The following is a 22,449-nucleotide window of genomic DNA, read 5'->3' on the forward strand; positions in this document are numbered from 1 at the left end:
AAATAGCAAAAAGAATTATGTCAGATAGAATATTTAGGATAAAGAATATTAGAAAATTATATTTCGGGATCTTCTTTGTTTTAGTTTTTAGCACTTCTTTATTGCCCGAAGTATTAGCCCAGTTCGAGCGTGATGTATCTCTTTACTATATATCCGAGGAGGATGATAAAAGCTGGGATAAGGTTCATAAAAACTATTTACAAATTAATAAGGCAATTTATACAGACTCTACAATATGTTATATTATCAACAAATCCATAGAGAAGGCAACTTTTACTAAATACTATCACGGAGGCATTCTACATATAAAAGGAGAAGACTTAGAAATTGATAAAAATGGTATTGTTTTAGGAAGATCCGGTCTGTGGAAATTTTATACTAAAGAGGGTAGGTTAAAAAAGGAGATATACTATGGAGATGCAGGTGGTATTCAATACTGGAAAAAGTATGATGAACATGGTAATATTATCAAGAATTATGATGATTTAAGGTATTCTTATGGGTTTGTAGTTGGAACAGGAGCGTATAGGGTATCAATGACAGAAAAACCAGAAGGATTCGACCTTGAACCACATTCAGGTACGATTGATCTAGGTTTTTATTTTGGATACAAGCTGACAAAAAAAATTATTTTTAGTGTTATGCCTACCATAATAATGAGTATTGATTCATATAGGTCAAAATTTGAATTAAACGAGGAAATTAAGGAAGAAAATTTTTTCCGTTCAGTAATTAAATTGCCTGTGGCTATCCGATATTATCTCACGAGGAATGTTATCTTAACCAGTGGGATTTATGCAGGTTTTGATATTTCTGCTGGTGATGAAGAAAAACTTGATATCATAAACAGTTTGTCAGGGATAAATTATGGGTTGGATATGGGTATTGGTTATGAAATAAAGATAGGAAATATTTTCAAACTGATACCAGAAATAACCTATTCTCACCAATTGAACAATTGGATAAAGGATGGTCAGGACCTACACCTTCCATTTTCAATTAGGGAAAATTGTTTACAATTTAAACTGATCATCAAGGACCTTAAATAACATTGTAAGGTTGGAAATAAAAATTATTGGAAAGGATATGTTTTCGGAGGTGTGGCTTTCCCTATTTTAGGACATAACTCCAGGCTTAGGTGCAGCATCTTTATTTTTTAAGTATGGTTAGTCGACCTGTAAAATTCTCACTCCGTAAATCCCTTACGTTGAGTGCCATTACCATTGCTGACATACAATTAAGAAACTCATCAGCAAATAAAGACGGAATTATCCTTTAAAATAAAATCATAAAGGGAAAATTCTGAATAAGCAGATAGCACACATTTTTGTAGTGCATCTGGAGAAATGGATTGAAAGGGTTTGAAAATATTGGTTCATTTCTTTTATACTAAGAAAAGCTTAGTGAAATTTTGAATACTTATATAAAAAAGACTTTATAACAAAGTACTTCATGTGTTAGTTGCAGAATAATTTTTAAAATTTTAAAAAAAATGAAATTTATTTGATGTCATTTTGTGTAAATAGTCATCTTTTCAGTAAAACATGTTTTTTACCTTATATCTATTTTTAAAAATGATTATTTACAATACAAAACATCAGGAAGATGAAAAATTATCTTATCCTTTCAATTTTTACCTTTTGCATCCTTTTCCCAGAATTTATTTTTTCGCAGATGCGAGGAAGGGTCCAAATTATAAACAATGTAGTAGTTGCTGACAATGGAGAAAACTTAAGAGGGGGACCAATGCCATTAAGTAAAGGTCATTTAAATGATGAAGTATTATGGATTTCGAATGAAAATAATTGGATCAGAGCAAAATATGACGGGCATTTAAATGCTATGAGAATCGTCTGTTTTGATGCCTGGGCCAGACATAGGGGTTGTGATTATTTAACTGTAGATGAGCAATTACCATATATTGATTCCTTAGTTCAATATGCAGAAAATAATGGAATGTATGCGATTATTAACTTTCATGATGTAGGGAATAAAAATAATAGTATAGATCCAGTAAATTGTTGGTTAACTGAATTTCAGGTGGGATATGAAATGGATTTTGCTACCGAATTTTGGAATAAAGTAGCTGATAGATATAAAAATAAAACGCATGTGGTATTTGAGTTATTAAATGAACCAATTTACAACTCAAATACAAATGTAAATTATTACCGAAACAATGGTCATTATGCTAACTTTAAACAATTATATGACATTGTCAGAGGAAAAGCACCTAATTCTCATATCATTTTATTTTCTTTCCAAAACCTGGTTTACAATATCGAAGCTGTAGTGGCAGGATTTTCAAGTGATTATCCTTCTATTGATTGGACAAATGAATCTGTAGGCTTTCATTTTTATGGTATAAGTCCCAATATAGAAAGCAACTTAATAGCATTAAAAAATAATTATCCAGTAATTTGTACAGAGTGGGATTATCCTGGTACTTATAGTTATGTTCCCCAGTTATCGAATGAATTATACAATGGAGAATCATTGGAAAGATTAGGCATATCTTGGCTAGATTGGAGAGCGGGCAGAAGGGAAGTTGATTTTCAAGGAAAATTCTTAGACCAATTTAAAGTTAACGCAATTAATGAAGGATATTTTTGGCCCTTAGATACTGGAAATACAATTTTAAATCTTCTACCTCCATCGAATATAAATGCCATTTCTACTTCCTCTTCAGAAATCCAGTTATCCTGGACTGATGCTCCTTCAGGAGATAATTATACTATTTTCTATGGAACTAATCCAAACAATTTAAATGACTCCACTACAGTATTATTTAACCAAGAATCTAAGTTATTTAGTGGTTTACAAGGAAGCACAGTTTATTATTTTAAAATGAAAACAAACCAGGCAGGTGAAAGTTCGTCTTACAGCTCTTTAATCGATGCCCAAACAGGTGGAAGTACCACTAATGATACTACGAGATATGAATTAGAGGATTATTTTGAAGTGGTAAATGATGTGGGTTCAAAGGGTGTCATTCAGGCAAGTATTGGTGGCTTTTCCATGCTTAGCGGAACAAAAGGTGTTCAGTTTTATGATTCTGGAGATAAGTTTAAGATATCTTTTAATATTTCTTCGGCTGGTGAGTATTTAATAAAGGTAAGGTTAAGATCTGGAAATTCGGCAAGCTCAACGGCTTATTGGCCAGGAGGATATCAATTTAAAATAGACAATAACCTCACCTCTTTTAATGGAGATAATTCCACTATTTCTTCTCAGGATAACAGCTTTGGGATATCATATTGGGGAACAATGGAAGCAAATAACATCAATTTAACAATTGGAAATCATGAATTAGAAATTGGAGCTATTGAAAACTGGTGTGTGGCAGATTATGTAGAAATTATTAAAACGGATAACTCATCGCCTCCTAATTCAGTAATTTCAATTTTAGCTGCAGGTAAACATGGTAGTGAAAATTTAGCTTTAATTATTAATGGCAATACTGTTGCTTCATATAATAATATTGGAGGAAATTATTCCAATGGTACTTTTCAGAATATTACTTTCAATCATACCTCTAAAATCTTATCGGGAGATGAAATAAGAATTCAATACCTAAATGATAACGGTACCCAAAGGGATTTGCGGGTCGATAAAATTGTGGTTGATGGAATAGATTATCAATCGGAAAATGCCTATTCCACTGGTTCCTGGACGGGTTCTACTTGCGGAAACATGAATACAGAATATTTACATTGCGGTGGTTATTTTGAATATATTGTAAATTCTCCAGGTAGTAGAATTAGTAGTAAATTGCAAGCAAATAATATACAGTTCCAGGAAAATTCAACTATTAAAGTATATCCTAACCCTTCCAAGGATATTATAAATATTTCGTTTAATTCAAAAATCGATATTGAAAGATTTTATATTAGAAGTGTGGATGGGAGATTTATTCACGAAGAGCCTGTTTCTTCCAACCAAAGGGACTTTAAATTAGATTTAAATAGCCAAAGTGCAGGCTTATACCTTGGTGTTTTTTATCTTTCAAATGGGACCGTAGAATACAAAAAGTTTATCCTGAAAAAGTAAAAAAATAACTTCATTGATTTTTTTGCTTCCTAAAGTAAAACCATGGGCTTTTCGGGTTTAAATGCCGAAAAGCCCATATCCACAGGTTAATTTTTTATCTCTAGTAAGTAACCCCATTTTGTCTTAAGGCAATCACTTACATACCCAAATTACAACTCAAATGGGAAAAAATGGAAACCTGAACCAATATGTTAGGGCTAGAAATTGAGAAGTGGTTTTACAGTTCAGGGAAGCGAAATCAAGAATTAGCCAAAGGGAAAATAGCGAGTAAACAAACCAAAATTTCTTCCATTTTAAAAGCTAGACTTGAATAGCAATAGAAAAATTGTCTTCCAATCAGATGGATTTCACGTGTCAGTTTTTCTCTGAATGGTTCTGGTGATCCATTCCAAATACTGAATTGTTGCTTTTTATCATTTGCATCATCTCAAACCCCATGGTAATTGACAGAACGCCCACAGAAATGAGGTGACTTGAAATTGTTCATTATTTTTTTATTTCAACGATAATCATTTCCCCTTTTTTGCAACCGAACCTTTCCATGCAAATTCTCCTTTTTCTACACTCCAGTCATTACCGAAAAAACCGGTACATTCTACAGCATCATATTCCTTTTCAAAAATATTTTTTCTAAAAACCGTAAGATCGGGAAAGGCGGAACCTGCAACAAAATATTGGTTGGCATGAGCCCCCTTCATTCCTTCAATTCCTGATCCTGCCACTACTCCTACAGATGCAATATCGCTATCTGGCCGTGGTTGGATGAAATAACAGCCCAGATCATCTCCATATATCGATTTATCTCCAATTTTCACTTCTCCATTTTTTACCTGTACAGGGCTACTATTCAGTAGAAAATTCCATGCTTTATTGTTATCCGCATTTCCATAAATGATTATACCTCTGTCTTTATATTCATCAGGATGGAATTGTTTGTCTGGAATAATTTCTATAGAACCATTTCCTCTATAGCTAAAAGATTCCGCATCAAATCTGGCTTTATAATAATTCCATTGGTTCTCTTCTTTGCTTCCACTGGTTCCATAAACAAAAACCATATTGTGACGAAAAGCATCCTTAAAGTTTCCACTTCTGTGGGGACTTTTTTCATTCTTTCCAGCGGGTTCACTTACGATCCATTTTCCACTTTCCGCTAATTTCAGATAAATTTCTGTTTTTGAATTATTGATCATAAATTCCTGATCGTCAATTTTAAGTTTACCTGGAAATTTTAAGGCTGCCTTAGCCAAATCAAATTTTATCAACTTTACATTTTGTGTGGTTCCACTGAGGATTAATGAATCTTCACTGATTTTAAAATTTCCATTGCTGACTTGGAATGGATGAATTTGTTGGTAAATACTCAGCCAGTTTGAGGTCGCAGAGACTCCCGGGTTGGCTGTAGAAAATTTTAACGTTCTGACTTCAGCAGTTTCAGGAAGCTTATGGCTTTTCAAAAACTCAAATAAAGGAGGCCAATCCACAGATTCAGCACCATACCAATGACTTCCTCCTGGATATTCGTAATAAGCAAAATCTGGATGGAAATTGCCTAAAATGTTCCGCATTTCCCTGGCATGCTCCACAGAAACGACCGGATCTGCATCTCCATGATTCACATATACCCCATAATGTAAATAATTACTCGCAAGTAATTTGGTACTTTGAGGATTATTGGCTCTAATAAACATGCGTTGTATTTCAGTATTATGCTTTGGTTGGTATTTAATCCATTCATGTAATTCAGCATAGCCAGCACAAGGGGCTATGGCAGACCAGTAATCTGGATAAGTAGCACCAAGATACCAGGAGGCATGACCACCCATGGAATGGCCGGTAAGGTATATTTTTTTAGGATTGGGTTTAAAAAGACTTTTTCCTAATTCAAGAACTTCCAGGGCATCAAGTCTGCCCCAATCTTCCCAGGCAAAACCAAAAGGACCACGATTGGTAGGAGAAACTATATGTCCCCAGTTTTTTGGTTGATAGGCAGCCGCCTGATTCCTTGCTTCTACTCCAGCACCATGCACTGAAAAAAACAAGGCTGGAGTAATCTTATCATTTATATTGCCAGGCGTCACACTAAAATATTGTACACTGCCATCAATTTTACTGATAAAAGTCCTGTCATGCGATTCTATAAAATGCTTGTTTTTAATTTTAAAATGAATAGAATTAAGTTTTTCCCCTTTATTAGTTAAAAGATTAAGTTGCACATCAATCTCTTTGTCAGTTACTCCGGTTAATTCACTGATGCCAAAAGGCACCTTTCGAAAAGTAAGTCTTTCGATGGTGGGAATTTCTGTTATCCGTTTTTGGTCTCCAATGATGCATTCCAAAACATATTTCCTTACGGGTTTATTGGTTGCATTTATTACCATTACAGCGCCTAATTTTTCGCCATTTTCTTCAATAATCAGGTCAGGTAAAGTCATTTGATCAGTTGATAGTATTACAGGAGAGGAAGGTTTGTACAATTTAGCTTTGATGCGTGGGTTTCTTCCTCCTGTCAGGTAAATAGAATTGGTCCCTTTTTCAATTTGTACTGGAAGCTTGGTGACATTATAATCAAAGTGATCTCCTTCTCTGGGAATTCCATTGAAATATACCTTGGCATTACCAGAGCAATCCAAAATCATGATTTCCTTTTTGTTACTTTCATACTCCAGATACAAACCTCCATAATTGAACTTCTCACTATTAAAATAGCTTTTTTCATCCGGACTAATTTCTTCCCAGTTTAAAGAGGTTTGCTTAGATGATTGTTGATAAGGAGAAACAATTGTACCATTTAATAACCCTGCAATTACCTTATCCTGAGGAAATTCAGTCCGGGCATATCTTGGATATTTTACAGTCGAAGAAAGTTGTACTGCATAACCCTTATCGAATGTTTGTTGCGCATATAATGCCGAGTATTGTAAGAAGATTAAGAAAAAGAAAATAGAAGTTAGCCGGGTTGAAATCATTTGTCTGTAATAAATTTGATAGATCAGTTTCTGCGAATGTATAATGTAGAGGTTAAACATTTACTGTCTTGAGGGAAAAATAGCCGGATTTATCATTTAGAATTTTACAATTTTATAAAATTCCAATACTTTGATGCAAAAGGACCTTTATTTTTAGAGTCCTGAAATAAATATTTACTTTTTGCAGTAATGTCTGGATAACACGGATCAAACAGTGCCAGTGAAAACGGACTGAGCTGGTTTTTCGTTATTTTTGGTGAAGGAGGAAAAAAGTTTTGGTTTAACATGGTGATCTACAGTAATACCACTGAACCTATATTTGTTAAAGAGATCCAGCTTCTTAAGCATACTATAGTAGAATTAAAATAAGTTTTGGAAGCTTTCTTCCAGACAGATGGTCCTTGGAAACGGGGATACTTGAAATCGTTTAGCTTAATTTTTTACCTCAAAGAAAATTAGTGTTTGATTTGGCGCAACCGACCCGGATTTGGGTTAATCTTGTAGGGTTTTTAAAAATGTAACTAGTGAGAAAATACAATTTCCTTCCCCTAACCCCCTCACCGAGGGGGAAAGTCAATTTGAGTCTGTTTTTTACCTTGAAAAATGAGCTGAGTTTTAAAATTAAACATATTAAAATTTTAAGATGTAAATCAATTTCCCCTTCTGGAAATGGTTCGGTACTCCGCGGATAGGGGAAGATTTTTTTTAATTTTCCATCCCAAAACTATTTGTTCTGGAACCCCTACAAAATAAGAGATTTGGGGGGGCAGGTTGCTCTGGTATGTCCAACTTGGAACCAACAATGTCCATTATTCATTTCTTAAACGATTTATAGGATTCAATAAAGCCGCTTTAATTGTTTGATAACCAATGGTTAAATAAGCAATTAAAAAGACAATGCAACCTGATAGAATAAAAATCCACCATTCCATTTCAATCCTAAAGGCAAAATCCTGAAGCCATTTATCCATTAGATACCAAGCTAAAGGAATAGCCAAAATGAAAGCCACTGCTACCATCCTGATAAAGTTTTTAGCTATTAAAGAAACAATACTTATTGCTGAGGCTCCCAAAACTTTACGGATTCCAATTTCCTTTCCTCGATGCTCAACTGAAATAGCAGCCAATCCAAACAAACCCATTGAGGCAATAACTATGGCAAGAATTGTAAAAAATCCAAAAGTTTCTCCTAAAACTTCTTCTGCTTTATACAGTTGGTTAAATTTTTCATCCAAAAAACTATACTCAAATGGATATTTTGTGTATTCATTCACATTTCTTTCCATGTAAGAGATGGTTTCAGGTAAATTTTCTGGATGTACTTTGACTGCAATATTTCCTACCCAACCCTTAGTGAGATGAATCATTAAAGGTTCAATTGAAAGATGCATAGAATGCATATGGAAATCTTTGACTACTCCTAAAACCGTTTCTACACCATTATGAGTAAATTGTTTTCCAATGGCCTGTTCAGGAGTCCAGCCAAGGGCAAGAGCTGCTGTCTCATTTATCAGATAGCCTTCTTCTATATCACTTTTATGCTCTCTGCTAAAATTTCGTCCGGCAATTAATTCTATACCGTAAACATCTAAATAATCATAATCAACTCTTGTCTCATAGATAGACAAATCATTTTCAGGAATATCATCGTCATCATTGATAATTGTGCTGGATGAAATATTTGTAGGAAGATTGTTTGAATAGGTTACAGATTTAATATTAGGATAACTTAACCATTTATTTTTCAGAGTTTGAATGTTATTCACCACTCCCATATCCCTTACAGTAATGGTGATTATGTGTTCTTTGTTATAACCCAATTCTTTTTTTTGAATGAATTGAAGTTGCTTATATATCACTATACAAGCAATTATTAGAATAATAGAAACTGCATATTGCCCAATTACAAGGCTTTGTTGTAAATTCGAATTTCTGGATTTATTATCAATTTTTCCCTTCAATACCTTAATCGGATGTAGTCCCGATAAATAAAAGGCTGGATAACTTCCTGAAAATGTTCCTACAAAAAATAATAAGAATAGAATTCCTGGCAACATTAAATTATTACTGAATAAATCCAGTTTAAGTGGTCTTTCAATTAAATAGCCAAAGTAAGGAATAACCAGTTGCACCATACCCAGGGCTATTACAAAGGCGATTAGGGTAATCAGGATCGATTCCCCAAGAAATTGGACAATAAGTTGTTGGCGAAAAGCTCCAATCGCTTTTCTCAAACCAACTTCCCGAGCACGATTAATGGAACGAGCCACTGCCAAATTCATATAATTGATGCAAGCCAGAACCAGGATTAAAATGGCTATTACCGAGAAAAAATAAACATATTTCTTATTACCTTTCAAACCAATATCAAATAGGGGACTCATATTCAAATGCAAATCAGCTAAGGAATTCACATAATATTCATCTTTAAATGGATATGTTTTATCTGTTTGATATTTTTGGGGAATACCAGCTTGTTTTATTTTTTGCTCAAGTTGTGCTGGATTGGCACCTTCCTTCAAGAGAAAAAAAGTGAAATACGAATTATTATTCCAACTATTTTCTTTCAATGCTTCTGAATAGTGATTGTTAGATTCAAAACTGACAATGTAGTTAAATTTAATTGATGAATTTTCTGGTAAATCAGGAATCAACCCTGTTATTTTATATTGATTTTCATCCTGGTGAAACTTTAATTTTAACTCTTTTCCTAAAGGATTTAAATTACCGAATATCTTTTTGGCAAAGGATGCTGTAAGAACAATGCTATATGGTTTTTCCAATACTTTTTGAGGATCACCTGATAAAAGTGGATAATTAAAAACTTCAAAATAATTCTGATCAGCCCAAAGCCCTTCCTCCCAATAATTATCATCTTCATTGCTGATAAGAGCTGTTAAATAGTTGATTGTAGTTCCCTTGATGACTTCAGGGAACTCTCGTTCTAATGTTGAGGCTAAAGGAGTTGGCGTAACAGCAAAATAATCTGATCCTTTATATACATTGCCTGGTTGCCTTTGTGTGATACGATAAATTTGCTGCTCATTCGGATAAAAATTATCATAAGAAAGCTCATGTTCTACATAAAAGAAAATCATTATAAAACTTGCCAGCCCAATAGCAAGGCCTCCTATATTAATACTTGAATAGAGTTTTTGCTTTATTAAATTTCTCCAACTTAATTTCAAATAGCTTTTAAACATGCCATTAGAAATTTTTGAGACAGGGACTATATTTTTTATGGCAAAAGGTCGGAGATAATTCAGTACTTGATACCAATAAAGCCAATTGGCTTTTCGATTTGTATATTTTTCTAAATTCTCAAAATATTGTTCCTCCAAATCACCAAGAACTTCCTCCACCAAATCAGATTTTAGGAACCAAAGCAGTAATTTATTGGCGATTCTTGGAGGATGGGAATTTTTCATAAAAAGAATTCATTAGGTAAATTGTAATCCAAAATCAGTTCCGAAATGGGGAAACTGTTTCCATAAAGAAATTTTAAAATCTCTGGAAATTTCCAATGTCTTTCTACCATAAGCTGTGATAGCATAAATACGCTTTCTTCTGCTTCCTCTTTCAGCTGTGGCTTTACCCATCTCAGAAGTTAAAAAACCTTTATCTTCTAGTCTTGAAAGCGTAGAATGGACAGCCCCAATTGAAACGGACCTTCTTGTTTGGTCTTTAAATTCCTGGGTAATTTTAAAAGAGTAAGCATCTTCTTCTCCCAGAATACCTACAAGCAGTAAGATTACTTCTTCAAATTCTCCTAATTTTGTTTCTTTCATGTTAGTTTCTTAATTGTAGAACAAATGTAACTATTAAAATCTATTTGTTCTACAATTAAGCAAGAAATTACGTGAATGGTCATTAAAATGATTTGGTTTTTCCATAAACAATTTATTTCCTATAAATATTTATTGTCACAGAAGTGACGGTTTTGCGCTTAATTTTTAAGGGAAGGAATTACCAAAGTTTCGTCCAATTTTGGGGGAAAACCGCTGCAAGTTAGATGAGAAGTATTTTTCAATACTGATTAAGAAAGCCAGCTTCATTGCTCCACAACCAAATATTTTGGAATATTGAGCCAGGAAAAAAGAAAGCAGAGTGAATTGATGGAGTTTTTCTCAAAGGTTATTAGCTTTATCCAATGAATTCAGGAGCCCAAAGACTTAGAAGCCATATTGAAGAAATTGTTTCCCTTTCCGATGAGGAATTTGAGCAAATTTTCAGTTATTTCAAACCTGTAAAAAAGCGAAAATATCAGTTCATTGTGGAAGAAGGAGAGCTGGTAAATAAGGAATTCTGGGTGGTAAAGGGTTGCCTGAAGTCCTATTTTTATGATGATCAGGGCAAAGAGCACATTTTGCAGTTTCCCATGGAAAACTGGTGGACAACCGATTATGATGCTTTTATCAATCGATCTTTGGCTAAAACTTCGGTTGATTGTATAGAAGATTGTGAGTTGTTGTATATCACTTACGAAGACAAGGAAAAACTCACTTCGGAAAGTCACAAGATGGAAAGGTTTTGGGGTAAAAAGACCAAGGCCGGCTATGTGGCGCTTCAAAACAGGATTTTATCTCTCCTGAGGAATACTGCTCAGGAACGGTATAATTTATTATTGGCCCAATATCCGCAATTATTTCAGCGGGTGCCTAAAAAGTTTATAGCGGCTTATCTGGGTGTAACCCGTGAAACCCTCAGTAGATTTCAGAATTAAATTCCCCGCCAAATTTACCCGTTTTGTTTTTTGAAAGTGTGATCTACCTCACTTCATATTGGTGATATACCCCCTATCAGCGCTTTATGTACGGGCTTAGCTTTGTAAGCAAATCAAATACAAAAAGTTATGCCTTATATCAACATTAAGGTTACAGATGAAAATGTAACCAGAGATCAAAAGAAGAAATTGATCGAAGGAGTGACCGACCTAATGGTGGAAGTACTCCAAAAAAACCCTGCTACCACTCATGTTGTCATAGACGAAGTACCGGTTGACAACTGGGGAGTAAATTCAAAAATGTATTCAGAAAAATTTAAAAAAAGCTAACCATGAAAAAAGAGACAGCTATAATCACCGGAGCATCTACGGGAATAGGGAAGGCTATTACCCAATACTTCCTGGATAAGGGCCTAAATGTAATTATGAATTCCTCCAATGAATCCAGATTGTTGGAAGCCTTCAATGAATTGGGAGCACCTTATCATGCACACTTGGTAGTAGGTGATATTACCAAAAAGGAGACAGGGGAAAAATTGGTGGAGACGGCCATTGAAAAATATGGCAGTGTGGAAGTCTTAGTGAATAATGCGGGAATATTCCAGCCAAAGCCTTTTTTAGAGGTAGGCGAAAATGATCTTGACCAGTTTTTAGCGGTAAACCTGAAAGGAACTTTTTACACCACACAAGCTGCGATCAGGCAGATGGTAAAACAGCCAGAAGGCGGTTCAATAATTAATATCGGGACTGTATTGGTGGAACATGCTATTGCCGGTTTTCCATCCACTGCTCCTCTCACCAGCAAAGGCGCAATTCATGCACTTACCAGACAACTGGCTGCTGAGTTTGGTAAAAATAATATTCGTGTAAATACCATTGCTCCGGGAATTATCAGAAGTCCGCTTCAGGGAAAAATTGGAGTGGAAGATGCAGATAGCCTGGCTGGTCTTCACTTATTGGAAAGAATTGGGGAACCGGAAGAAGTGGCTGAGGCAGCTTATTATCTGGCCACTTCAAAATTTGTAACAGGTGAAACTTTAAATATAGCCGGAGGGCATTCGGTTGGTCATGCCATTTAAAATTAGAAAAATGTATCAGGAAAAATCAGAACAAATATCGGAAGTAATTTCAACTTACTTTGAAGGATTATTCACAGGAAATGTTGAAAAATTACGGGAAAGTTTTCATCCCGACACCATTTTATATGGAGACATCAATGGAAATGAATATCAAAAACCATTGGAGGAATATCTCCAAGGGGTACAAAACAGGAAGAGCCCGGCTGAATTGGGAGAAGCAAACCGCATGGAAACTGTGTCATTGGAAATTTTGGGAAACACTGCCATGGCAAAGTTGCATGTGCCCATGTTGGGTTTCAATTATTATGATTTTTTGTCCCTGGCCATAGTGGAAGGGAAATGGAAAATAGTAAATAAAGTTTTCACACATGTGGAGTAGGAGAGGAGGTATGACTACATCAATCAGGGTAAATTTGGCGGAGGGTATTCTTCCGTCAAATTGCTTTTTTTTGTTTTTAAAAGGAAAAGGTATTCTTTAAACAGAGTCCAATTTTTGTTTTAGTTTTTTTAGATTTACATGGCACTTTGAAATGCAAATATTTCAATAGTAACCATGTAGTATGAATTCTAAAAGTATATTTTTTATCATTAGTTTCTGTTTTATTTTCTTCTCGGGTTTTTGCCAATACTATGGAGATGAAAAAATATCATCCGAAAATTTGAAACAATGGGTAGTAGGTTCTACACTTGAATATTCAAAAACTTATCATTTCGGGTTCTCTGAAGGGGAGTGTGATGTAAGGGTCATAATTGATAAGGATTTAGTAGTAGTTCAGATAATGGAATCAAGTTTTTCTTCAGATGGGGCTCAATTAATTAACCATTACAGGACTTTAACCGACACTCGAATCGAAGGGACAAAGTTTTTTTCCAAGGAAACTGATGGAGAATTCATGAAATATAGTAATGGGGATTCCTTCCATGCTGGGCTTTTACTATACAAACCTTGGACAGAGGAATTTGCTGAAGGAGGTGAGTTTGGCTCAGTATACCCAGATGATGAAGTTTATTTAAACGGGAAATACCCAGAAGCATCACTTAGATTATTACAAGATGAAGATTTTAAAAACCTAACCAAGCAACAACTGAAAATAATGCGAAATGAAATATTTGCCCGTTACGGATATATTTTCAGAAGTGGTGGTAGTATGGAAAAGTATTTCAATCAACAAAATTGGTATAAACCTCAACATGCAGATGTTAATGGATTTCTGACCATAATTGAAAAAAAAAATATTCAACTTATTCGCAAAAAGGAAAAAGGTAGCGAATAATAAAGAGTTAAAATCCGATAAGATTGGGCTATGGAAGTATAATATCATTAATAACTTTCTACGATTTAGTCACAGCTATTCCTTAGATTTATGGGGAAGGTTTTTAGCTAGCATTATATATATATATATATGTTGTGTATAATTAAAAAGGTAAATGGGTACTTTAAGTAGAATATTGATTCAAGGAGTGGAGAGTGCAACCGTGGTTGAACTATTAAAAAACCATTATAAAACAGGAAGAACACAAAATTTTGATTATGAATTTAAAGAAGTATTTCTGGACCAGATGAATTATTCTTTTATCGTATTTGATGCATTTCTTAAAAACTGGACGGAGCTTATTGTTGATTTTTATAGTGATGTTAGAGAACATGATGAGTTTCTCATAAAGATATCTCTGGATTTTCAGACTAAAGTAATTTTTGGATACGAACAAACAACTTTAGGCGATGCTAAACTAGCGGTCTGGAAAAATGGAAATGTTGTGAGGTCGATATATCAAAAGTTAAACTTGGAAAAAGATTTAATAGAAATGAAGGAGAATTTTGGGCATCGATTTTTAAATGAAGCTGGCTTTAAATATCCTGTTATTGGAGGAGATTGTTCAGGATTTAAAGTTCTTGATTTTGATGATATACAGACCCTTTTCCAAGATGCAGGGTTTACTGGAGAAAAAAGATCTAATAAAGTTAAAGAGTATATTCATTTGGAATATCATAAAAATAAACACACTAAAAATTAAGCAATTTAAATCCCCATAGTCCCACCGATTTTTTTATCATTTTGAACCTGCTCTAAAAAAAAATTTCAATAAAAAATTCACTACGCAAAAAAACTGCGTACTTCTCCATCACTTTTGAATCATCGATAGATAAAAACGTTCTTTTTGAATAAAAATAACAGGTCAAGCATTAGTTACTTCAATTTAACTACCATTCTAAATACTAATGCAATTACCTGTTTATTTGAGGCAGTAGCTCAGCTGGTTGAGCAGGTTAGCTTTTAATTTCAGTAGGTCAATAAAAGTTTACTTCAGCGCTTCTAACGCCCGGGTCGTGGGTTCGAATCCCACCTGCCTCACAAAAAAGGTCAAAATCAACTTACTACAAATTGGTTATTGCGGTTCGAATCCGCCTTTGAAAGTTGGTTAATTACACTTTAAAATTTAGGTCAATTGCTTCTTACTTCCGGGGAAATCCCCACCATTTTAAGGTAATGACCAGAAGCAAAATTACCTGATTATTGATTTAAAAATGAAAGAAAAATGAAAAGGGATTTGTTACGTGTTTCCATTCGACAAAAAGCAGTGTTCATCTCCAAAAATATGGAGGTAAACGGTGGAGTGGCTGAATTAAATGAAACAACCGGTGTTTTACTGGCCAATTGTTCAAAGTTGGGGTTTACCTTTTCCGAAGAATTACTCCACAAGATCAATGGGATTTCGCCAAAAGCGAAACTTGGATTATTGGACTTGCTTAAGGAAATCACCGGAGTGAATAAAAACTGGACTCCGCTGGTGAAGCAGTGGGATATTCCAACAGGAGAAACTTTGGTAGACCATATCGTGACCTGGTTTGCCAATGTTTTTCAATCAAAAAATGGAACAATACTACCTTGCGGGCATTTAATTCCAAAGCACACTTTTCCGCTGGAAAGGTATAATGGATGTCCTTTTTGTGGGACTCCTTTTGAGTTTGAAAAACTGGTATATAAAGGTGGGCAAAACAAATTGAAAACACTGGAATTATGGACCGAAGATGATGTAATTCATCACCTAAAAAGTTTGTTGGAGTCTTCTGTAGCCCTGGATGCCACACAGGCGGATAATCTTAAAATATTGTTAGGGCACTATGCCTTACCAGTTGGTGTGGAAATTAAAATGAAAGAGACTTTAATGCTTGCCATTGATGCCCTGGTGGAACACGATAAGGGCTCAGCAGCAGGCCAGCTCTTCCATACTCCCAATGATATTCTGAGGTACCTATGGTATAAACATACCGGCTTCCTGCAGATTATTGAGCCTAAAACGATTAAAGCAAGAATGGCCAAAAACGCCCAAAACTTCCATCCTCAATTGGATAAAAGTAGTGAGGTGAAAGTTCAGGCCGCTCAGGAGCTGAAATTAAAGTTTGGGAGAACTGCGAGTAGGCGATATGCCACCTGGCTTAATGACTTGAAAATGGATATTAAAGCTCAGTGTGAAAATATGCATCCTAAGCGGGGAATATGGGTAAGGGTCATCAGGGCATTACGTTTGGCTGAATATAGCAAAAGGAAAGGCTTTGAACAACTAGCGAGGTTGTTGGATGATTTTTACAATGAAAATTATGAGGTTTGGCAGGGTAAAGTAAATGAGTCCAGGCTAAAAATGGATGCGGATACCACCTTCAGGTTGTTAAAGCAACGACCAGGATTATTTGCAAGGTCGTTGTTTTCCACCATGCTTTGGTTTGGCCCTGAGGCTGCAATTAAGGAATTCAGAACAGTGATGGATAAAATTCCAGCTCGTTTAATTTTTACCTTAAACATGTATGCAGAGGTTTATTTTGATAAAAATCAAAAAAGAACAGCTAAACCTCTTGGGGGGATTAACAAGAGAATTCCGGTTAATCCATTATTGCAATTGTATGAGGAAAAAGACTTGAGACGTATGCAAAAGTTAGTGCAGGGATTGAGTCTTGAGGTGATTAAAGGGAACTTTGCCAAGGCTGAAAACCCTAACAGGACGATCTTTATAGCGGAAGGATTGGATAAAATTCCAATTGCCATAGGGGATAGGAGTGAACAACTGCAGGACTTACCAGAAGTTCCTGTGGGCACAAGGTTCAAAGTGGAAGGTGAAACTGTAAGATTATTCCTACAATGGGGAGAAGGTTTGCCCGCTCAACACCTGGATATGGATTTAAGCTGTTGGGTTATTTATGAAAATAAAAATTATCCTATGTTTTGTTCGTATGCGCAACTGGATGTTCCGGGGTGCAGCCATAGTGGAGATATCCAATCGATTCCGGATCAGGTAGGAACAGCGGAATATATTGAAATAGACTTTCCTGATTTAACAATAGCAGCCGCCAGATATGTGATTTTCACCTGCAATTCGTACACTATTGGGAGTCTTTCTCCAAACCTGGTTGTAGGCTGGATGAATAGTAAGGATAAGATGGATATATCTCACAAAGGAGTGGCTTATGATCCTACTGCAGTTCAGCATCAGGTGCGGATTAAGCAGTCTTTAACCAAAGGAATGGTGTTTGGGGTTTTAGATGTTGAAAAAAAGGAGATTATCTGGATGGAAATGAATTTTGGAGGGCAGGTAGTTCAAAACATGAATCAGGAAACTTTGGAAGGTTTGTTGCAGAAACTGGATGCAAAGTTGAAAGTTGGCGATCTTTTAAAATTGAAAGCCGAAGTTCAGCAGCTGGAGGTGGTAACCGAACCAGAACAAGCCGATGAAGTCTATGATTTAAATTGGGCTTTAAATACTGCAGAAGTGAGTAAGTTGTTTATGGGTAGTTAATGACAAGTATTTTTAAATGGTAAAGCCCTGCATGGTTAGGGCTTTTAGGTCAAGTTTTCCTGTGGAAAATTTTATTGCCATTTCCCACAAAGTAGCTATGCTTACGAAACAATGATTTTCAGTATTTTCTATATGTAATGTAGCCGAAGGAGGTTATTGCTTTAAACCAAATTACAGCATGGGTATAAAGGAGTAAATTCATTATTTAATGTTTACGTGTAATATCACATTAATTAGGTATTGAGAAACTTATATGCATAGATTGGTGCAAAGTATTATTTTAATTAAATAATATCGTATTGTTAAATAGAGTAGAATTTATTTGGTGAACTAAATATTGTACAGATAATAATAATCAAAAGTGTCACATTTTAAATTATTGCTTGTCTATAAAGTAAAGTAATCATTTAGTATGTTGATATATTCATTTCATGGTCTTCTGATCTTATTAATAGGTTTGGTTGGAGGCTTTTTTCAAAGCAAGGCAATTAAATCTAACAATGGCAGAGAGGTTGCCTGGAGAGTTGTTCATTCTGGAGGAAGTATGGCTGGTGTAATGCTGATTGCACTTAGCTTAATTGTAGAACGACTTAACTGGGAAGAGTCCGAAAGAATCCTTTATTTATTTTGTCTGTTGGCTGGAACATACGCCTTAGTAGTGGGTATGGTGGTTGCGGCCATAACTGGTGCACGGGGAATTGACAAAGAGAGCCGTATAGATTTGAATGGAAAGTTGGTCAGTATGCTTTACAAACTGGGGGCAATCCTTACTTTTCTAACCATTACTTATCTTCTATTTAAAGTTTCAATGCGCATTTTTTAACATAAAAATCTGCATATCAAAATACTAATAACCGATGCTAAGCCCAATCGGCTTTTAGTTAAAAAATTAAAAATATATTAGATTAGCCAGTATAATTATAATGTGAATATCAACTGCATTAAGTGGTGGTTGTTAGGGAAACGCTATACCATTTGAAAAGAAATAATGACAGATAAAAGAAACATAATTGAAAAGTTCTTGACTTGGTACAAGAAATTCCAAGTGAGCAAATCCCCTCAGATGAATTTAGTATGGGGATTTTTTCTTTATACACTAGTTGGTTTTGGGCTTTTGTGTATTCCACTCTTCCACAAAACCAGCGTTGGGTTTCTTGATAACCTGTTCATATCGACCTCTGCTATTTCTACGACAGGTCTTGTAACAGTTAGTATTTATGACGCATATAATTTCTTTGGTCAGTTTATTGTAATGGGATTATTTCAAATTGGTGGAATTGGTTATATGACTTTGACTACCTACTATCTGTTACTTACGACCAAAAACATCACGCATTGGCACAATAAAATAATCGGAGCAGAATTTACCCTTCCCAAAACCATCAAAATTAATGACTTTATAAAAAGTGTAGTTGTTTTCACTGTGGTAATGGAAATATTAGGTGCAATCTGTTTTTTCATCGCCTTTAGACAAACAGGAATGGAACCATTAAAAGCATTATGGTTTGCGATATTCCATAGTGTCTCAGCCTTTTGTACTGCAGGTTTTGGCTTGTTTAATGATAGTTTTGAAAGCTATAGCAACCACAGTTTCATCAATACCATCATTTCTGTTCTTGCCATTGCAGGCTCGTTAGGTTTCATTGTGATTACTGATTTATGGTATAGATTAAGACGGAAATCAAAAAGTATTTCATTCACTACCAAAATAGTGACCTATGGTTTTGTATTACTCCTATTCATAGGTACTACACTTGTCTATTTTATGGAACCGACCGTCCAAAATTCAAATGCTAAATTTTCAGAATCGTTTTTTCAGACAATGACAGCAATGACTACTGTTGGGTTCAATACCATACCAACAGGAGGTTTAAGCATTCCCATTCTACTTTTCGTAACATTTTTGATGTATATCGGTGCTTCACCTTCGGGTACAGCGGGTGGAATGAAAATAACGACTCTTACTGCAATGATTTCGGTACTTAAAAGTAGGTTGTTTGGACAAAAACGGATTTCGTTTTTGGGACGTGTCATTCCATTCGAGCGACTTTATGTTGCAACATCAACATTCATACTCTATACGAGCATAATTTTCCTGTTCACTTTCCTCCTGACGTTTACCGAGAAGTTTGAATTTCAAAGAATACTATTTGAAGTTGCTTCTGCACTTGGGACAGTTGGACTTAGTACGGGGATTACAGGCGATTTAACAGCCATTGGTAAAGTTTTGGTTATTATCTTAATGTTCCTTGGACGCGTTGGGGTTTTAACATTTGGATTTGCCCTGTTAGAGAGAAAGTCAAAGGAAAATGATGAAGCAAAGGATGATGATTTAGCTGTATAAAAAAGTTGTTGGAGGTCCGGATTGGAAACAGCCTGGCGGAAACTTAAGCTTTATATTTTTGCAGTACCAGATCTAATCCCCACTCAACATATCTGTAAGTTACCTTCAACCTAAAATACCCTGAATAGATTAAAGTTTTGTACCGAAAACATTTTATTGTTTCTTTGTGAAAAATACTAAACAGTATCTTATTATGAAAAAAGCAGAGACAACACGACTTACAATTCTGCAAAAAGCATTTGAACTAATTTACGTTAATGGTTACCAGACAACAAGTATTGATGAAATTATAGCGACCACACAGGTAACTAAAGGTGCATTTTATTACCATTTCAAGACAAAAGACGAAATGGGACTTGCAATCATTAATGAAATCCTAAAACCAACACTCACAAAAAGTTTTATTGAACCACTACAAAAAGAACAAAATCCGTTAGTGGCAATTTACAACTTAATGGATAATCTTTTAATGAAAAATGAATTTTTGAAAGTTGAGTATGGTTGCCCAGCTTCGAACTTTACACAAGAAATGACACCCTGGAATGTGGATTTTGGAAAAGCATTAAACGAAATAACCAAAGAATGGACAGAAGTAATGACCTCTACAATAGAGAAAGGAAAAGAAAATGGATTTATTCGCAAAGAAGTGAATGCAGAACAAGTAACAATATTTGTACTATCGGGCTACTGGGGCATTCGAAATTTTGGAAAATTAGAGAACAATAAAAAAACGTATCTCCCTTATTTAAAACAACTCAAAATTTATTTAAAAAGCCTAGAATAATTTTTTTGCCCAAAAACATACTACTTAGTATGTTTTTGTTTTATTTTTGCCCAAAATAAAAAACATGAAACATAATGTATTCAACCTTATTAGTCTTACACTCTTTAACTCGCTGGTTTGTATTAGCTTTTTTACTCTACTCCATTTATCGAGCATTCATTGGTTTTACACAAAACAAAACATTTTCAAAAACAGATAATGCATTTCGACATTGGACAGCAACCGTTGCTCATATCCAATTAATGATTGGAATAATCCTTTACACTCGAAGTCCTATTGTAATGCACTTTTGGTCAAATTCGAAAACCGCTTTACAAAATTTAGACTTAACATTTTACGGATTGCTACATATTGTCTTCATGCTCACAGCTATTGTAGTATTAACAATAGGCTCTGCTTTAGCAAAAAGAAAGCTAACTGATAAGGAGAAATATAAAACAATGCTTGTTTGGTTTTCCATTGCCCTAATCATCATATTTATCGTAATTCCCTGGCCATTTTCCCCATTGTCTAGCAGACCAAATTTCAGAACATTTTAATTATGAAAGAGTATTTTACAACAACAATCGGGCGTTTACGCCTTTTCGCTTTTTTAGAAGGTATTTCTTTAATTGCTTTGATTTTCATAGCGGTTCCATTAAAATATTATTATGACAGTCCTTCGCTCACAAAAAATCTTGGACCAATTCATGGTGCATTATTTCTATTGTTTGTTTTTAATGCTTTACGTGTTGGTGTAGAGCAACAATGGAAATTCAAAGAAACAACTTTGAAAATCCTCATTGCCTGCCTCATCCCTTTTGGCACTTTCTACATTGACTATAAAATCCTTCGTAAAATAAAAACTGATGAAAAATAAGGGCAATGATTTATGTATTCAAAACATCAATAAACTCTAAAAAATCAATCAAAAAACTTACGCCACACTTAAACAAATTATTGGCAGTTGCTAATTGGAACTTTGACCTTGAAGATTGTGACAAAATTTTGCGGATTGACAGCCAAAAGAATATTGTAAAGAAGACTATTAAAATTTTAAACGACTATGGTTTCGAATGTGAAGAACTACCCGACTAAAAAAGGCCGCAGGTAATAATAAGGGATCAAATTCCGGTGGGGCCTGGGGATCTCACTGAATTTTTCCTTATGTTATATAATGTTGTTGAGGGCTAAGGCTAAGCTTGGAGTTATGAAATTTCAAGGTGAAAAGGTTGATTGAAAAAGTTTTTAAAATGAAAAACCAATTGCCTCAATAAGTTTTTTGAAAATAATTTTTATATTTGAACCATTGACCATGGTCTATAGTTTTATTATGAAAATCAAGGAGCTTTCAGAAACATTAAAAATATCTAAAGATGCTATCAGATTATATGAAAGGATGGGATTGCTTATAGATATTACACAACCGCACAAGGAAAATTCTTATAAGGAATATGGTGTCTCAAACATTGAGCGAATTAATGTAATTAAATATTCTCAGTCTTTGGGTTTTTCATTAAAAGAGTGCAAACATATTATAGATTCTTTAATGGACGGAACCTTGAATCAAGCAGAAAAACAAGAGCTGATAGAATTAAAAATGAAGGAAATCGATCAGAAAATCCTATCTCTCAAAAAAACACGTACCCTACTTGAAGAGGCCCTTAAAAAAACGTGCGAACAATAAAGTTAAGGATGAAGAACAAGAAGCATAGTTTAACTATTGTGAT

At 34.7% G+C, this 22,449-nt stretch carries 18 protein-coding genes and 1 tRNA gene; 16 read left to right on the forward strand and 3 right to left on the reverse strand.

Going from position 1 to position 22,449, the window contains the following annotated elements; translation table 11 throughout:
- Nucleotides 1-17: 17 nt before the first annotated feature.
- Nucleotides 18-1,049: an outer membrane beta-barrel protein gene (locus A3EM_RS0118845; protein WP_083925263.1), complete on the forward strand. Its 1,032-nt coding sequence runs from the start codon at nucleotides 18-20 to the stop codon at nucleotides 1,047-1,049.
- 625 nt (nucleotides 1,050-1,674) lie between these two features.
- On the forward strand, nucleotides 1,675-4,050 hold the full coding sequence (locus tag A3EM_RS0118850; RefSeq protein WP_169513384.1) for a cellulase family glycosylhydrolase: 2,376 nt from the start codon (nucleotides 1,675-1,677) through the stop codon (nucleotides 4,048-4,050).
- Between the two features lie 509 nt (nucleotides 4,051-4,559).
- Here the strand turns inward: A3EM_RS0118850 and A3EM_RS0118860 are convergent.
- From A3EM_RS0118860 to A3EM_RS0118880, 3 genes are all read right to left on the reverse strand, one after another.
- Nucleotides 4,560-7,019, reverse strand: coding sequence for a carboxylesterase family protein (locus A3EM_RS0118860; RefSeq protein ID WP_020529803.1), 2,460 nt, complete (start codon nucleotides 7,017-7,019; stop codon nucleotides 4,560-4,562).
- Between the two features lie 809 nt (nucleotides 7,020-7,828).
- Nucleotides 7,829-10,447 carry an ABC transporter permease gene (locus tag A3EM_RS0118875; RefSeq protein WP_020529806.1) on the reverse strand — a complete coding sequence of 873 codons (2,619 nt, stop codon included), beginning with the start codon at nucleotides 10,445-10,447 and terminating at the stop codon, nucleotides 7,829-7,831.
- A 12-nt stretch (nucleotides 10,448-10,459) separates the two neighbouring features.
- Complete coding sequence (locus A3EM_RS0118880) at nucleotides 10,460-10,807, reverse strand: PadR family transcriptional regulator (RefSeq protein WP_020529807.1); 348 nt, start codon at nucleotides 10,805-10,807, stop codon at nucleotides 10,460-10,462.
- Between the two features lie 362 nt (nucleotides 10,808-11,169).
- Here A3EM_RS0118880 and A3EM_RS0118885 point away from each other — a divergent pair, with 362 nt between their 5' ends.
- The 14 genes from A3EM_RS0118885 to A3EM_RS42930 all read left to right on the forward strand — a co-directional run bounded on the left by A3EM_RS0118885 (nucleotide 11,170) and on the right by A3EM_RS42930 (nucleotide 22,406).
- On the forward strand, nucleotides 11,170-11,742 hold the full coding sequence (locus tag A3EM_RS0118885; protein WP_020529808.1) for a Crp/Fnr family transcriptional regulator: 573 nt from the start codon (nucleotides 11,170-11,172) through the stop codon (nucleotides 11,740-11,742).
- A gap of 129 nt (nucleotides 11,743-11,871) precedes the next feature.
- Nucleotides 11,872-12,072, forward strand: coding sequence for a tautomerase family protein (locus A3EM_RS0118890; protein ID WP_020529809.1), 201 nt, complete (start codon nucleotides 11,872-11,874; stop codon nucleotides 12,070-12,072).
- Nucleotides 12,073-12,074: 2 nt separating this feature from the next.
- Nucleotides 12,075-12,821 (forward strand): SDR family NAD(P)-dependent oxidoreductase, encoded by a 747-nt coding sequence (locus tag A3EM_RS0118895; protein WP_020529810.1) that lies wholly within the window; start codon nucleotides 12,075-12,077, stop codon nucleotides 12,819-12,821.
- Nucleotides 12,822-12,831: 10 nt separating this feature from the next.
- Nucleotides 12,832-13,200, forward strand: coding sequence for a nuclear transport factor 2 family protein (locus tag A3EM_RS0118900; protein WP_026210396.1), 369 nt, complete (start codon nucleotides 12,832-12,834; stop codon nucleotides 13,198-13,200).
- A gap of 181 nt (nucleotides 13,201-13,381) precedes the next feature.
- A complete protein-coding gene (locus A3EM_RS0118905) occupies nucleotides 13,382-14,095 on the forward strand; it encodes a YARHG domain-containing protein (RefSeq protein WP_020529812.1) in 714 nt (237 codons plus the stop codon).
- A gap of 154 nt (nucleotides 14,096-14,249) precedes the next feature.
- Complete coding sequence (locus A3EM_RS0118910; protein ID WP_020529813.1) at nucleotides 14,250-14,837, forward strand: hypothetical protein; 588 nt, start codon at nucleotides 14,250-14,252, stop codon at nucleotides 14,835-14,837.
- Between the two features lie 225 nt (nucleotides 14,838-15,062).
- A tRNA-OTHER gene (locus A3EM_RS47645) sits at nucleotides 15,063-15,175 on the forward strand.
- A gap of 184 nt (nucleotides 15,176-15,359) precedes the next feature.
- The gene (locus tag A3EM_RS0118915; RefSeq protein ID WP_020529814.1) at nucleotides 15,360-17,612 is read left to right on the forward strand and encodes a hypothetical protein; all 2,253 of its coding nucleotides are present in this window, start codon (nucleotides 15,360-15,362) and stop codon (nucleotides 17,610-17,612) included.
- A 412-nt stretch (nucleotides 17,613-18,024) separates the two neighbouring features.
- On the forward strand, nucleotides 18,025-18,435 hold the full coding sequence (locus A3EM_RS0118925; RefSeq protein WP_020529815.1) for a styrene oxide isomerase: 411 nt from the start codon (nucleotides 18,025-18,027) through the stop codon (nucleotides 18,433-18,435).
- 165 nt (nucleotides 18,436-18,600) lie between these two features.
- Nucleotides 18,601-19,956, forward strand: coding sequence for a TrkH family potassium uptake protein (locus tag A3EM_RS0118930; protein WP_020529816.1), 1,356 nt, complete (start codon nucleotides 18,601-18,603; stop codon nucleotides 19,954-19,956).
- A 193-nt stretch (nucleotides 19,957-20,149) separates the two neighbouring features.
- Nucleotides 20,150-20,740 carry a TetR/AcrR family transcriptional regulator gene (locus A3EM_RS0118935; RefSeq protein ID WP_026210398.1) on the forward strand — a complete coding sequence of 197 codons (591 nt, stop codon included), beginning with the start codon at nucleotides 20,150-20,152 and terminating at the stop codon, nucleotides 20,738-20,740.
- 281 nt (nucleotides 20,741-21,021) lie between these two features.
- Nucleotides 21,022-21,279 carry a hypothetical protein gene (locus A3EM_RS48190; protein ID WP_245576523.1) on the forward strand — a complete coding sequence of 86 codons (258 nt, stop codon included), beginning with the start codon at nucleotides 21,022-21,024 and terminating at the stop codon, nucleotides 21,277-21,279.
- A gap of 2 nt (nucleotides 21,280-21,281) precedes the next feature.
- Entirely contained in the window at nucleotides 21,282-21,599 is a 318-nt protein-coding gene (locus tag A3EM_RS0118945) for a DUF3817 domain-containing protein (RefSeq protein ID WP_020529819.1), read from the forward strand.
- Between the two features lie 453 nt (nucleotides 21,600-22,052).
- Nucleotides 22,053-22,406, forward strand: coding sequence for a MerR family transcriptional regulator (locus A3EM_RS42930; RefSeq protein WP_044239033.1), 354 nt, complete (start codon nucleotides 22,053-22,055; stop codon nucleotides 22,404-22,406).
- Nucleotides 22,407-22,449 lie beyond the last annotated feature (43 nt).

The sequence above is a fragment of the Flexithrix dorotheae DSM 6795 genome, from assembly GCF_000379765.1.
GTDB classification, from domain to species: domain Bacteria; phylum Bacteroidota; class Bacteroidia; order Cytophagales; family Flammeovirgaceae; genus Flexithrix; species Flexithrix dorotheae.